The sequence below is a fragment of the Dyadobacter sp. CY327 genome (genome assembly GCF_021390415.1).
Lineage (GTDB): Bacteria > Bacteroidota > Bacteroidia > Cytophagales > Spirosomataceae > Dyadobacter > Dyadobacter chenhuakuii.
Genome location: NZ_JAJUXJ010000007.1, coordinates 17,697 through 32,799, shown reverse-complemented (window position 1 = coordinate 32,799; position 15,103 = coordinate 17,697). Strand labels below are relative to the sequence as shown.

11 protein-coding genes are annotated in these 15,103 nt (G+C 42.2%); 3 read left to right on the top strand and 8 right to left on the bottom strand.

Annotated features, from left to right (window positions below):
- Positions 1-111: 111 nt before the first annotated feature.
- Positions 112-987 carry an SDR family oxidoreductase gene (locus tag LZG74_RS16325; protein ID WP_233797607.1) on the bottom strand — a complete coding sequence of 292 codons (876 nt, stop codon included), beginning with the start codon at positions 985-987 and terminating at the stop codon, positions 112-114.
- Between the two features lie 113 nt (positions 988-1,100).
- Here LZG74_RS16325 and LZG74_RS16320 point away from each other — a divergent pair, with 113 nt between their 5' ends.
- Complete coding sequence (locus tag LZG74_RS16320; RefSeq protein WP_233797606.1) at positions 1,101-1,466, top strand: helix-turn-helix domain-containing protein; 366 nt, start codon at positions 1,101-1,103, stop codon at positions 1,464-1,466.
- Between the two features lie 503 nt (positions 1,467-1,969).
- Here LZG74_RS16320 and LZG74_RS16315 read toward each other — a convergent pair.
- The 4 genes from LZG74_RS16315 to LZG74_RS16300 form a co-directional block, all read right to left on the bottom strand.
- Complete coding sequence (locus LZG74_RS16315; RefSeq protein WP_233797605.1) at positions 1,970-5,113, bottom strand: sensor histidine kinase; 3,144 nt, start codon at positions 5,111-5,113, stop codon at positions 1,970-1,972.
- Positions 5,110-5,742 carry a response regulator transcription factor gene (locus LZG74_RS16310; RefSeq protein WP_233797604.1) on the bottom strand — a complete coding sequence of 211 codons (633 nt, stop codon included), beginning with the start codon at positions 5,740-5,742 and terminating at the stop codon, positions 5,110-5,112. The genes LZG74_RS16315 and LZG74_RS16310 overlap by 4 nt, the downstream gene beginning before the upstream one ends.
- Before the next feature lie 154 nt (positions 5,743-5,896).
- Complete coding sequence (locus LZG74_RS16305) at positions 5,897-7,717, bottom strand: T9SS type A sorting domain-containing protein (RefSeq protein ID WP_233797603.1); 1,821 nt, start codon at positions 7,715-7,717, stop codon at positions 5,897-5,899.
- Between the two features lie 461 nt (positions 7,718-8,178).
- Entirely contained in the window at positions 8,179-8,613 is a 435-nt protein-coding gene (locus LZG74_RS16300) for a hypothetical protein (protein ID WP_233797602.1), read from the bottom strand.
- 594 nt (positions 8,614-9,207) lie between these two features.
- Between LZG74_RS16300 and LZG74_RS16295 the strand changes: the two genes are divergently transcribed.
- Positions 9,208-9,951 carry a hypothetical protein gene (locus LZG74_RS16295; protein ID WP_233797601.1) on the top strand — a complete coding sequence of 248 codons (744 nt, stop codon included), beginning with the start codon at positions 9,208-9,210 and terminating at the stop codon, positions 9,949-9,951.
- A gap of 302 nt (positions 9,952-10,253) precedes the next feature.
- Positions 10,254-10,706 (top strand): hypothetical protein, encoded by a 453-nt coding sequence (locus tag LZG74_RS16290; RefSeq protein WP_233797600.1) that lies wholly within the window; start codon positions 10,254-10,256, stop codon positions 10,704-10,706.
- A gap of 265 nt (positions 10,707-10,971) precedes the next feature.
- Here LZG74_RS16290 and LZG74_RS16285 read toward each other — a convergent pair whose 3' ends face one another.
- The 3 genes from LZG74_RS16285 to LZG74_RS16275 all read right to left on the bottom strand — a co-directional run bounded on the left by LZG74_RS16285 (position 10,972) and on the right by LZG74_RS16275 (position 14,848).
- The gene (locus tag LZG74_RS16285) at positions 10,972-12,450 is read right to left on the bottom strand and encodes a S41 family peptidase (RefSeq protein ID WP_233797599.1); all 1,479 of its coding nucleotides are present in this window, start codon (positions 12,448-12,450) and stop codon (positions 10,972-10,974) included.
- Positions 12,451-12,533: 83 nt separating this feature from the next.
- Complete coding sequence (locus LZG74_RS16280; RefSeq protein WP_233797598.1) at positions 12,534-13,931, bottom strand: serine hydrolase; 1,398 nt, start codon at positions 13,929-13,931, stop codon at positions 12,534-12,536.
- Between the two features lie 287 nt (positions 13,932-14,218).
- Positions 14,219-14,848: a recombinase family protein gene (locus LZG74_RS16275; RefSeq protein WP_255699354.1), complete on the bottom strand. Its 630-nt coding sequence runs from the start codon at positions 14,846-14,848 to the stop codon at positions 14,219-14,221.
- Between the last annotated feature and the right edge of the window lie 255 nt (positions 14,849-15,103).

The window sequence follows — 15,103 nt, the reverse complement described above, 5'->3', positions numbered from 1 at the left end:
TAAAAAAGTAAAACCGGGGATGAATAACTGGGTAATTTCTGATTTTCTTAATTGAGTTGAACTCAGCAGCCGCTGGTACGAACCAAATCAGCGGCCACTAATTCAATCATTTTAAAGCTGATAAGCCGCTTTCAGAAAGTCCTTCACAGATTCTGGCTCTCTTCCCAGGATATGCTGCAAATCAGTAGAAGGCAAGTCGAATTCACCCTGGGCAATGGCTACACATATAGTAGTTATGCCCTGGATTGCTTCATCAGGAAGACCATAGCTTTTCAACTTCTGGGTAAATACTTCGGCTGATGGAGTAACATACTCTATGGTTTTACCTGACAGCTCACTAAGTATGCCTGCAATGTCTTCAAAAGAGTACGCCACAGGAGCACACATTTCGTAAATCTTGTTTTCATGGCCTTCCGAGGTCAGAAGATTTGCAGCCGCTGCTGCAAAGTCCTTGCGGCTCACAAATGTTGACTTTCCATCACCGGCAGGAAGGAAAATCGTGCCGTTTTCAATCACCTTGTCACCGATGAACATTGGCAAAACATCAGCATACAAGCCATGTCTTAAAATGGTGTAGGCAAGCCCTGATTCTTTAATCAGATTGTCGGTTTTAAAGTGTGCATCAGAAACAAAGGCGATCGGTGAGCTCCCATCTTCTGATTTGCGCTGCACGCTGGTATAGAAGATATGTACTACCCCCGCTTCAACCGCAGCTTTAACAACATTTAGATGCTGGGGGAAGCGGTTAGGGTTATCGCTCGATGAGACAAAGTAAAGCTTGTCAACACCCCTAAAAGCAGCTATCAGCGAATCATAATCTGTGTAATCGCCTTGAATAACGTGGACACCTTTGCCTTTCAGGTCTTCCACCTTTGCCGGGTCACGGACCAGTGCAGAAATGTTTTTTGCATCTACCTTTCGCAACAGCTCTTTCACCGCTGCTTTACCTAAATGTCCGGATGCCCCGGTTACTAGTATCCTACTCATAATGATTATCTGTGTTCGTTTTATTTCTGCATAATTAATACATTAGCATTCTAAAAGATAGCAGTTAACTAATAGTAGCCAGTTACCTTTAGGTAGCCAGCTTTACAGAAGATATGAAGAAGAGAGACCATACACAATGCACCGGGGCGCTCTTGCCCATCCGCGATGCACTGGAAGTTTTGAGTGGAAAATGGAAGCTGCAAATTATTATTGCCATCTCAGCAGGCAACAGCCGTTTCCGTGAGATTGAGCGGGCTGTAACAGGGATTACCTCCAAGGTCCTGACCAAGGAACTCAAAGACTTGGAAGAACACCAGTTGATCAGGCGCACAGTCTATACGGGCACACCGGTACTGGTGGAATACACTTTGGACGAGTATGCAAACAGCCTGGAACAGGTAATTGTTTCTTTAAATGATTGGGGGACCGGCCACCGCAAAAGGCTGATGCAAACCGGACAGGTCGAATTGATGGGATGATAAAAAGGTTGTTCAGACAAGTCCGTCAATCTTAAAAAAGGTAGTATTTGTTCACATACTTATGACGGTGAGTATGTGTATCCACATCATTAGGGAAGTACAGTTTAAGGTGACCTATTTAGAGTAAATTAAACTTAAAAGGCACTCATCAGCTCCGAACCTACATATGGGAGCAACAGTCCTAAGTACATTTTAACCACCGTATCTGCGAACTCCAAACGTTTTTTTGAGGGATGGCGAAAAAGGTAGTTCTAGCACGCTTAAGCCACAATCATATGTTGGCATTTAAGATCTTTAATCACTATCAATCGAGTCTGCATTGATAAGTGACCTCAGAAATTGATTTTTAACTATCGTTCGAGTTATAGCGGTAATTATATAAATTAACTCATATTCATGCTTTTCTTAAATATACAATTAACAACTATATGTTTGCTTTGATAAGTTTGGTTGCTTGCTGTTTGTTAAAACTGCACCACTTTAAGGGCAGGCATACATATCACTTAAACTATGCATGCACATTCAAAATTCAGATTAATCTTCGTGCCATCACCTACAGATGAATTGATCAACATTTCACCTTTAAGCAGCATTACCCTGTTTTTGATATTTAAAAGACCATTACCCGTTGAAGCGCCAGAAGTGTCAAATCCTACACCATTATCCTTATATGTCAGATAGAACCTGTTCTTCTCGCATGCGAAATTCAGCCAGACAACGGATGCCTGAGAAAGCTTCATAGCATTCTGTAATAGCTCCTGCACGATCCTGAAAAGATTGATCTCTACCTGCTCCGGTAAATGTTCCGGGACGTTTTCTGCATCGAACTCTACTTTTAAACCGTTGCCTAAATTCACTAACCCAACCATATCTTCAACGGCTCTGACCAGACCCATTTCTTTCAGATTTCGCGGATGCATATCGTGGATGAGCCTCCGGATCTCATCAACCGAGCCTGCCAGTAACCTTTCCGAACGTTCTTTCAGTTCGGCCATAGGAACGTCTGCATCGCCAAAGGATGACAAATACATTTTCAGTAACGAAAGGTTTGCCCCTATCCCATCGTGCAATTCCCTCGAAAACCGCTGCCGTTCCGCTTCCTGAGCCATTAGAGACGCCCGGATTTCATTTTCACGCTGGCGCAGCTGCTGGGCCAGACGGTAGCGGAACAAGCCGTAAATGCCTCCAGCAAACAGCATGATCAATAAACTCCTGAACCACCAGGTCCCCCACCATGGCGGCATAATCGTGATTTGCAATGAAGTGCCTTTTTTATTCCAGAGGCCGTCATTGTTGCTGCCGATCACCCTGAATGTATAATCTCCGGGAGGCAGGTTGGTGTAATTTGCGACTCGTTTGCTTCCGGCTTTAATCCACTGCTCGTCAATACCTTCCATTTTATACTGATACTGATTTTTGGTAGCATTAGTGAGGTTGAGGGCTATGAAATCGATGTCAATGAAGTTTTGTTTATATGTGAGCCGGAGTACCTCCGAATTGAGCGGATGTGGCGCGCCCATTACATGGATCTCTGTAATTTTTACGGGTGGAATGGCTTTGTTTATCTTTAACTCTTCTGGATTGAAATATGTGATTCCCTTACTTCCGGTAAAGAAAATAGTCCCGTTTTTATGGTGATATAGTGGCACTGAATTGAGCAATGCTGTTTGCAATTCATCCTGATATCGAAACTTTCTCACGATTCCAGTTGTCGGGGAAAATTCTACGAGTTCTTTTGCTCCAAAAAGCCAGAAATGGTTTTTACCATCCCTGGTCAGGTTCAGGATAGATCCATCCGGATAATCCGTATTCCCCAGATTGTATTTGGCCATGACGGAAAGATCTTTTTTTGAGAGCTGGTAAAGACCTAGGTCCGTTACAGCCCATATGTTCGACCGGTCTTCCAGCAAATCATATGTAATCTGTATGGTATCCCCCGAATAACGACCTACATCCACATTCCCATTCTCAATATTATATCGTAGAAAGGGCATATAGATTCCGGCAATGAATACTGCGCCATCATTTCCGGCGCGAATAAAATGCACCGATCTTTCCAAAGCATATCTGGTGAGTGTCTTAGGTAAATCCAGATTGTCCATCCATTTTCTTGTGTAAATATCAAATCTTGAAAGACCGAGGTTGTCGCCAATCCAGATTTCCTGTCTTTTTTGGGCAGAACTGCCCGAATTCTTTTTATCTATTACCGTAACTACGTTCAGCCCACCGGTCTTAAATTCCCTTCCATTGGGAAAAGAATAGAAGTCCACCTTTCTGTTTTTTAAGTCATACGTATAAATACCACTCGCATTCAAAAGCCAATCCTTGCCTGTCCTGTCTTTAACCCAGAACTGCGCAACCGTAGGCCACCGCAGAGGATTATTTCCAAAAGCTGATTTATACTTCTTTTCCTTTAGTGAATAAATCATCTCATGATTCTGCGTTCCTTCAAATAAGAAAAGACTATCACCCTCTCCGAAATACATATAGTTAGTCTCCGAAGTTTTTTTGAAGCCACTATCGAACTGCGGAATTGTCCGAAAATGACTTTTTACAGGATCAAATAAATCGACACCACCAAAGGACGATCCAATCCAGACTCTTCCCTGCCGGTCTGAGTGGAGCGCGAAAATATCATTGAAATTGATGCCTGAGGGATTAATCTGTGAACTTTTAAGGTGATCCCATTTCTTAGCGCCGTATTCGTAAACCGATACCCCCTGCCCAATAGTACCGATCCAGATCCGCCCGCTTTTGTCCTCGGTGATCCCGGTTACATTTTTGCAATTACAATTTTGCAAAGAAGCCTTTTCAGTTTGCGATAGCACTATCCCATTGCGACTCCTTGTTGGTCTAAACTGGTAAATGCCGGATCGGTCTGTTCCAATCCATATGTTACCATTTTTACCCTCAAAGATTTTTGTTATTTCTGCTTCTGCTGGCATTTCTACCTGCCTTCGCATCTCCACACGAGCAAAGCTGCCGTCCAAATCGTCCAGGCGATGTAATTCTTTATTTGATACAACCCACACCCGGCCCGATTTATCCTGCAACCAATCGACCACCTGCTGGCCCTTTGGAAATTTAAAAATCCTTCTTTTGCCCGTGACTGGATTAAATAAGTAAAGTTTGCCGGAAGACTGTGCTATCCAAAGGTTTCCCTGGTTATCTTCTCCAACGATCATGGTAACATAATCGGGCTCCATCACCTTCTTATAAATGCTGTCAACCTCCATTCTATATCTGCCCGACTGGCCCGGTTTCTTTATCCATGATTCGGGTTTTTTACAAAGAAATAAGTTTCCTCTGGCACCGTACCATAGTTGTCCCTTCCGGTCAAATAAGTAATAATAGGTACTTGCCTTTATCAGTGAATCGCCAAGGTACAATTCAGCAAATTTGAAATTGATCCCATCGAACCTTGCCATTTGATTGAAGGCTGTATACCCTGAGAACCAAATAAAGCCATTATGTTCCTTTATCCTGCCGCCACCCAGCCCCTCGGCCCCGTCCGTCGTAAAATGGTCGAAACTGTATTTGTCCGAAGGTTGCGCGGGAAAATCCTTGTCTGTCGGCTGGCTCTGTGCCTTCGCTGAAAGCATTGTCAGCAACATCATTAAGGTTCCGAAACATTGTAGCTTTTTCAAAGTGTTGGATTTTTTAGGATCAAATGCTTTTTGACATAATGCGTCAGTTCCACATTGGTATGCACATTCAGTTTCCGGTAAATGTTCTTTCGATGAGTTTCGACTGTGCGGGAGCTCAGGAACAGCTTTTGAGCGATTGCTGCCGAGGTAAAGCCATTGCAGATCAATCCAATGATCTCGTTTTCACGCTCAGTCAGCCGGTTTTCAGACATTTTCCCGTTCTGACCATTTAATATCAACTGAAACGATTTCGGCCAGTAAGTTCCACCTTCCCTGATTTTCTGAATAGCTTTAAAAACCTCCTCTCTCCCATCGCTTTTAATGCAATATCCTCTCGCTCCGTTCTGGAACATGCGATCCATTGAACCCACATCATCCAGCATTGAAAGCGCCAGGATTCGTATCTGTGGATAGGTTTTCTTAATCATTTTGGCAACATCAAAACCGGGCAGATCGGGCAAATCGATATCCAAGAGTATCAGATCGATTTGATTGTGGGTTAAAAAAGGAATTACATCCTTGCCGGACTGCAGCACACCTGTTACTTCCAGGTCCGTCGTGTGTTCGATCAGAAAGCGGATTCCGTCTGTGAATATCCGGTGATCGTCGACAATTAGCAATCGGTTCATAAAGAAGTAGTTATCGCTAAATATAATCTATAACCCATGGAAGACAATACCTCTAAATAAGTCACATCATAAATATTCCCACGATAGCGACAAGTATGGCCAGCAATGATATCACCAGCCATACGAGTTCCATTTTTTTTACTTTCGTCCGCATTTATTCGATAATCAGTTTTCGGTTTTCAATACCCCCGTTTTCAAAATTTAGTGTCAATACATACAGTCCGGCGGGAGCGCTGATATTTTCCAGTTCCAGATGTGTCGTACGGATCCGGCTATTCTCGCTGACAATTTTCCCTCCCGGTGAAACCAGCCGGTAACCAATAATGGCCTGTTCGGAGGTTGCAGATAGGGAATTCGTTACCGGATTTGGATAAACGTTAAGATCAGGAGTAACATTCATATTCACTGACAAGATCCGCGACATGGCAAACGTCGCGTCCCGATCGACCATTTTCATCCGGTACAGGTTATCGCGCGGGGCAGGATTTGTGTGCATGTATGTATAGCGTTGCATAACCTTGCTATCGCCCGCCGCATTTACCTTCGCGATCTCGCTCCATCGTTTTCCATCAGTACTATGCTGGATTTCAAACCGTTCGCTGTTGGTCTCTTCGGTGGTCTGCCAGTCCAACATGACGCCATTTTCCTGCTTTTGGGCATTAAAATTGAGAAGGGTTACAGGCAGGGGTTGGGCATCCTCGGTTGTTATAAAGAAGCCCGAGAAATTGGTAAGGTTCCGAATCGTTACCTGCCATACATTATAATACGTATTCCAGGAAGTATAAATATCGGCGTTGGAAGTTCCTGACACCGGATTATACAATTCATCCACTGAGGTATAGGTCTCTGGGCCGCCTCCTGCTACCGATGGCTGGCCATGAGCGAATAGTACCCTAAGTGGTGTCTTACCATAATAAATGCTACCGTCATCTATAAAATCCCCGTTATCGTTGAAATATCCGTAATTGCCGTTAGGTTGCTTCGGCAGTTTAGGGGTTTCAGAGCTCGTAGTTGCGTTGAAAGCATCAAACTCGGCCTGGGTAAAATAAAGTTGAACCGAATAGGATGTTGGCGTGGCCGGATACGTCGCACTAGTGGACGGAACGAAATCGTAATGTCTTGTTAAATAAGGGCTTCCGTTATACGTTTTTATAGTATTATCAAAACTCGCTCTTGCCTTCAACTGATAGGCCGGGAAAGTTCCTCCTCCTATGCCACCTGACCCTTCAAACTGAGCTAATAGTTTTTTACAATTATCTTTTATATCGGTGAGACCATTTCCGTACGAATAAGAAAATGTAACATCCGGGGTCGTGCTTGTCGTGTAGTATGGGGCAACGCCATAATTTGATATTGAAATAGCGTTGCTAGGCGAACCAGTGCAGGACTCATTTTTATATAAAACACGATATTCGACAGGATTTGTAATGGTGCCCGCATGCGGCGCGATTATCGAATTACCCGTCTGCTCGTTCATCACTCCCCAATTTGGATTAGGGCTAGAAAGCTTTTGCCATACTTTACTGTATTCTGCAACAGGACCGGTAATGGATAATGATACATCCGGGCACGTAGTAGCTGCCGTAATGGTGGGAGCAGGCGGTACATTGCCAGCCCCTACTACCACTTGTACCGGGTTCCAGGAACACGGTGGAAGAGGAGTTGCAGATGAGGATACGAAAGAAGCTTTGTACCAGAATGTCCCGGCCGAAGTGGGCGTGTAGGTAAATGACACGTTACATCTCATCCACGTCATCGGGCTTGTACTAATGTCTGTATACGTACCATTCTCGGAGGTGGCATATGCCCAGGTAACCGTGCCGTCGCCCACGCACGCTGCAACCTGTAAAGTAATGGATTGGGTTAGGCAAATCGTATTCTGGCTAACGGTAAAGTTACCGGAGCAGGACTGGCCATAAATCGGAATTGCGCTAATAGTCGAAAGCGTGATCAGTAACAGTAAAATACGTTTCATAAGATTGCATATTTAGTAAAACAAGTCTGTGAAAAATGACTTTCTGAGCATTACAAAATTGCTCTGTCCGACCATTTCTATCAATACCAGGATCACGGTATATTGAATGTAGAATTCACGTTGTGATTAGGAACTTAGCTCGACTGAGAAATCGCTGATCGCAGTAATAGACGGTCAGCATGAAAACAAACCATAATTGCAAAATTTTGGTAATGCTTATTAGTTTGGAACGATATAAAATGGACTCATTGGTTGCCATTAAGCGTGTTACAAATTTTGGTATAGCAATAGGTCTATGTATTATGTTGGCACTTACATCTCGTGTCCCGTAATTAGTTAAGAAACAGGATACTGTATTTGAACAGAGCAATACCACCTAATCTTTTTCTACCTTTGCATCCTCAAAACAACCCAACAGCGTCTAACTGAAACCGCACCTCCTGTTGCCCGAACAAGCGAGTTTACCTCTTCACTCTGACCCGTTTCTCAACAAATGAATCGCCACCCCAGGTCTCAGCAGGCGTTAACTTTCCCTGGCGGTCAAATACTTTTTTAAATCCTTTGGTAACGAGGGTGTCTCCTTTCAGCTCCCATTCCTGCTCATCGCTATACCCTATCCAGGTAGGATTGGACTCAAATTCAAACGTTTCTCGGTACTTGTTTCCGTCAATATCATACGGTCCCGCACCTGCACCGTGAAAACTTCCATCTGGGTTATACATGAAGATGTTGAAATAGCCATCCAGAAAGGTTTTGAACTGAGGTGACTTCACCGGTACCACCAGTTTACCATTGACTACGTTTTCAACCAGAAGCCAATTACCCTCGATTGGTGATTTTTTCTTGTTACCAATCCCCTCCTTGCTGGTAGAGCAAGCCAAACACGTACTTAGCACTAAGCAAAAATATTTATTCATGGTGATTGATGATTACATTGTAAATCAATTGATGCATAGTAGGTTAAGAGGCCGTTTCAAATACTGAGATCAGTGCCTACTCTACCTTTTTATCTTTCCCATTAGTCCATTCCCTTGAAAGATGACTGCCATTTTGACTCGACAAAGGTTTATTAAAGCAGAGAGCGAGGCAATACCAAGATCTTGGTATTTATGTGCTGACAACATAAAATGATAGGTACCAAAACAACCAGTTTAGCAGCCAGGCAAGGTGTACCCGACCCGGGTTGATGTAAGAGTTCCATTTTCGTTATCGTTCTTAGGAATAGTACGATTTAACCTACTTCAAAGCACCTAAAACATATCAAAATAAACTTTTAGATAGTTGAAACTGGTAGAAGCAGTGAATCTCCCTATTTCGCTTTAACAACCGGATTTTGGGACAGCTAAAAGCGGTTACAAAATCAACTTTCTATCGAGTTTGAATCTCAGTAATCTATTGCATAGTAATCTGGTATTTACCATATAGGTGTTACAACTATTCACAAGGCATTAGCGTCATGAATCTGAGATATAATGTTTTAAGATCTAACTATGACAAAACTCACCGTAATCTTAGCCATACTGGCGTCAATGCTGCTGGTTACAAGCTGCAAAAAGGAACTCGATCCTCAGATTCCAGTCGGTGCATTTTTTAAAATAACTGCACAAGGCAAACTTCAAAATAATCTGGAATACAGCAACGGACAGGTTTCGCGCATACTGGCATATAGCAATTGTGAAACGCCTTACTCGATTGTCGAATATGGCTACACGCGTGACCAAATCACCTCAATACGATCGGGTACCCGTGGCATTCTCTCGTCATGGAGTGGTGCAATGTGTGATCCAGATCTGCCTTTCGACTTTCAAACTTATACGCTCAAACTAAATAACCAGAACCGATATAGCAAAGTAACAAGCGAGAACATGATTGCCACTTTTTCATATGCTGGCTTGAAAGCAGCCATTAATGTGACTGACAATGCGGGAAAGTCAGGCAGGAGGATCTATCTGTTGTTTGACAGCAACGGCAATATTATTGAACAACGAAATTCAGAGACTGACACCTTAGGGCTCGTCCGTTATGAGTATGACAGCCATCCTAATCCCATGCGTGGACTCAATTCTTATGGTTTGCCGAATCCATTCGCATGCCCAAACAATGTCGTACGCTCCCTTGATTCACGCGGGCAAATACAATGGGACCGAAAATTTACTTACAACGACGCTGGATGGCCAGTGACCTGCAATGAAGGCAATGGCATAGAATATCAATACCATTACCGGGATAATTAAAGCTACTGTTTCAATGCGCCCATTTACGAAAACATTTCTGTTAAATACTGCAAAAACAATTCTAAAATATGCATAATTAAAAGGAAGGAAAGCCAAAGTGTTCGCTCGCTGCTGGCCATGAGAATTTTAAGAGTGTCGAATACTTGCTGAACAACGTATATCCGTATTATGGCGGTAAAACAAATGGGAGTGAATACCCAATGATCATGTTTTTTAGCGAATAACGGAACTGGATAACCAATCACCACAATTCTATTTCAGATAATTCCTTATAACAATATCTTAGACCAAAAAGATATTCGATGGGATTACTTGAATGGTTTCTTGAATCCGGTAACCCGGGCCCGGTTGGCAAAGTAGAGATAAACTCACCTAAGCCGGATGATGATAATGATAAGCCACCTGGTAAATGGATCATTTACATTGTAACCATAATAGGTCTCTTTCTGGCGGTTAGTGGACTTTATTGGGTATTTAATAATGTCCCAGATGAAGGATTTAAGCATACACTTATTAAATTATGCTTCCTAAGTCTTTACGTTGTAGTTGGGCATTTCGTTAAGCCTACTCCTGATCACACAAATATTGGATGGTTAGGAGGGCTAGTGGATAACCCTTTTCGTATTTCGGACGATTACAACAGATGGCTCCTATTTGCGCAAATTATTTTACTGCCTGCAAGGTTAATAGCCTATGGATTGATTATGAGCTGGATAATAGGAAGGCATTTTTATAGGAAAGATAAATTTCTCTAAGATATAGACCATTCGAAGGTAACCACCCCGAATTACTTGATACCTAAACGTCAGATGGCAAGTCTCAAAAACTAGATAATAATTAACCAAGTTTTGATATAAATGGGTTATATTAAAAGATTGAACGGCAGCGGCCGCCACGAAAAGTACCGTGGGTTTGATCAAGCTCTACCTAGTGAGATTTGTTACAATGCCAATCTCGTTGCATTGTTTTGGGTATTGACAATGTTTAGGTTGGAAATGATAGGGGTTCATGGATCATTCATTAATCAGATTCTAAGGCTAATGCAGCGGCATACTTCCATTGCCTGTCGTTGCTTTCTAATATATCAGTTACGCTGTTTACTAAAGGATGATCGGGCAAAACACCTCTGTTATTCTTACGGACGGTAACGGCATTCCAATAGCACAGGCAAGGTATATTTACCTTCAATCCAGAATTGGGCAATTTCGCTTGTAAAAATATGCCCGAAGTATTCCCTTCCGCACCTCCACCTGTTTCTTCCCCAATGAAGATCGCGGTAGTGATCCGCCTGATCACAGCGGCTGCATCTGCGGCGGTAGAGAAGGTGTAACCATCTGTCAAAACAAACAATTTCCCCTTGAAATTTATTGAAGATGGTTGTTGTATATTAATACCGGCTTTTATTGCACCGGTAAGGAGATGTCGATCGACAGGGTCTGCAACTGTGCCTGTGTCTAGTATATTAAGCAAATCATGGCTCCACCCACCAAATGAAGGTTTAATTGTCCGCATTTGTATTTTTCTAAAATATCTGAAAGGTGCTGATGTAAGATGCGAAACAAGTGCTGCGCCATAAACATCTTCACCTCCACCATTGCCCCGCAGATCAAGTATCAGTGTCTTAGTATTTTTTTGATCGACAATTCTAAAAACACTATCCAACTCATTTTCAAATTCTTTTCCTTTGAATCCCTGAATTCGCAGGTTAGCAGTTTTACCTTCATTTGTAAAGCTTAAAGATACGTTTGGACCCCGACCTTCAAATTGGGTAACACCTTTTCTCACTTGCAGGTTGACAATTGAAAGTCTATTAACTTCGCGGTTCGCGTCCGTTACCCCTACTACGTTAGTAGTGATCACCTTACCGGCGCTGTCTTTTGCTTTCATAGTAAACCGGTCCTGCTGACCAAAATATAGCCATAGGTTTTGAGGAAAATTATCAGCGAGCCGCTTGTTCCGGTGTGAATAGCCATATCCATCAGCTGAAATATGCGGTATCATTGCCTTAATAAGCTGCCCAGACTGATGGCCGTTAATGCTTAGAATCTCCATGCCTGGGGTAATTGACTGGTCTTCTGCAGTTTCATTATAAAGCACTCTCAATTTCCCATTTTCTACCATAATAGTGAAGGGGAAAAGTTTCGATGTTTTTAAAAGATTGTTCGTCTCATCATCATATTCCACCTTCATGTGGCCTTCCCTGAAACTGGCAATTAAGGTTGTCAATAGTGAAATAAAGTCAGCCTGGTCATTTATGGTCGCTAACTGTCTGCGATATTTATCGAACCTTTTTTGGACATTAATGCTATCGCTCAGACGGTAGATACCTCCATATGTTTCGACAAGCGCATGTTCTAATTTGTCAAAATCTGCCTTATGCTGCCCTTCGTTAAGCTTTCTAAGCGCTATTGGTGGTGGATTGTAAGTAGGTTTCCTGTTTTGTGCTTTAACCGGGTCGCAAAAACAAAATGCAATCAAAAAAGTAATAAAATATGGCATAATTGGTTCACATTTTCGGAAATGCCTTTACATAGGGCTTGGGATTCAGAGAAGCTAATGCTCTATCAATGCTGGAAGATAAACTAATCTATTTTTTGAAAATTTTCGTTATAAAACGATTGCTGTTCTTTTTCAAAACCGATTATCATCCCATTTTTATCCCTGATGAAAACCAACTTGGCAATGACCTCATTAAGAAAGAAGTCATCTTTTGCGGCAGGGTGGAGCTCATATTTTCGTTGGGAATTATTCTTAACATACACAAATAACTTTCCCTTTTCCGTAAGAAGAACGAAATTAGGTGTTGTTGGATCTGAACTTTTATATTCTCCAACGTAACTATTTACATCAATAGGGATATCAGCATCCTTTACCGGATATTCTTGACCATGTTTAAAAAAATATTCAAGATGTTGCATGATGTGCTCCTCCATGTTGTTGTTAATAAAGATGACGAAGCCACTCTTTTTATCAGGATACATGATGTAATCAGCATTAAAAATTTGATTGTTCCCGTTATGCGAAATGCGGTTACCGGCTGATGTATGATGGATAAACACCCCTAACCCTTTCGCCGCTGTATGTGATGGCGGATTATCATACGCCTGATCTTTAAACATTTCATTCAACGATTGTTTTTTCAACCCCTTATAATTTATTAACGCAATCATGAATTTAGCAAACTCTGGTGCATTTGAACGTAAACTTCCTGCGGCATTAAGCTCATCAAAAGTTTCAAAATTGCCCTTCCAGTTGGAACCATCGTCATTGCGCAAATATCCGGTTGCCCTGAACTGGTCAACATAATTGTTTCTTATTAAAGTGGAATTTGTCATTCCCAGTGATGTGCAAACCTCTTTATTCATGATCTCTCCCAAGCCCCTCAGGTTAGTGTTTAATAGATGGGCGATTGTTTTAGCTAAATATTGAAATCCTTCTCCTGAATAACTCACCCGGGTGCCCGGGCGAAAGTTCAGATACAGACTGCCTTTTTTAGCCTTGTTGCTTAGTGAGTCTGGGACTTGATCATCGCGCCAGTTTGGGAAGCCCGTTGTATGACTAAGTGCCATTCGCGCTGTTATCAGTTTATACCGCTCATCATAAGCGATATCGGGATATGGCATGTATTTATATAAAGGTGTGTCCAGTGCTATCAATCCTTTCTCTACCTGCTTGAGCACATAATAGGCAAAAACTGATTTGGTTAACGATGCAGCTTCAAAAAGCGTTTGACGAGTCACCTTTGTTTGTTGTTCAATGTCGGCGAGCCCCATTTCGCGGCTGTAAACTACCTTGCCATTATTGATGATAGCGATCGATAGCCCGGGAATACTCCCGGCCGCCATTTCCTTTTTAAGGAAGGCGTCTATTGCCGTTGGCGAAATATCCTTGCCATTCAACGACTTGATTTGAGCTGTGCAAAATGTGGTCAGGGAACAAAAAATAATAGTAAGGAAAAGATTGTTTTTAGACGAAAACATGTAGGATAGAGTACTTTAATTTGGGTTATTTATGATCAGGTCTATACTGAGGGAAAAATATTCTGCCAATACAGGAAATCCTCCTTTAAACGCTCGAATGTTAGATTCTGGAATTTTAAAGCGTTCACTATTGAACGAAATTTCGAGGTAGTGTCCGCTACGCAGATGCCAACAGCATGCTGGCTAATCGTATCAGATATCTCTGGCCTTGGCTTGCTAGCTTGGGTTAAAGTACAAGTTTGTATGGCAGTGGCCTGGTCGGCCACGCCGCCGTATCAAAAGCCACGCTAACGTCTCTTCTTCAAAAAACCCTTTATATCAACGCCACTGTACTTTAAAATTTTGTACAATGTAGGCTGGCTTTTTATTTTGAACATTTCTCTGATTTCATCGGTACTCCGACTGTTCTTCTCATAAATTTCCTTGACTTCCGGGGCAATTTTGCGATAGCGCTCGCTTAATCCTTCTGGCCTGCCCCCGGATCTGCCCCTTGCCCTGGCCGACTCCAGGCCTGCTTTTGTACGCTCGCGGATAATGTTACGCTCATGTTCGGCTAACACACACATGAACTGAAAAAATAGATTGCCGGTCGCCGTACTGGTATCGATGGCTTCAGAAAGTGATTTAAGATTCACTCCCTTGTTTTTTAATTGTTCAATCAGCTCAATCAACTTAATAGTACTTCTTCCAAGCCGGTCCAATTTCCAAATGACAATGGTATCACCTGGCCGCGCGTACTCCATTAATTTTTCAAAATTTGGCTTGGTAGCCTTTACTCCGGAAACCTTATCTGTAAAAACTTGCTTGCACCCTTCCTTCTTTAATGCATCCAGTTGAAGATCCAGATTCTGTTCTTGGGTGGAGACCCGGGCGTATCCTAATTTGATCATTTTATGTACGAAACTTAATAAAATCAAATATATTACATTTAGATTAATTACATGTCAATATAAATAATGATTTTATACAGATTTGGATGATTTTGGATTGTGTAAAAATTCGTTCGTTTTATTACATACCTCATGGGCCAGGAATCAGATCCCCGAAGTAAATTTCGGGACTCTTTTCCACGAAAATTTCGGAACTAAGTACCTTGATATAGGTACCAATATTCAGGATGGGTCAAAGGTCTAAGAGTACGGAAATACTCCCGAATTTTTTTACATAGGATT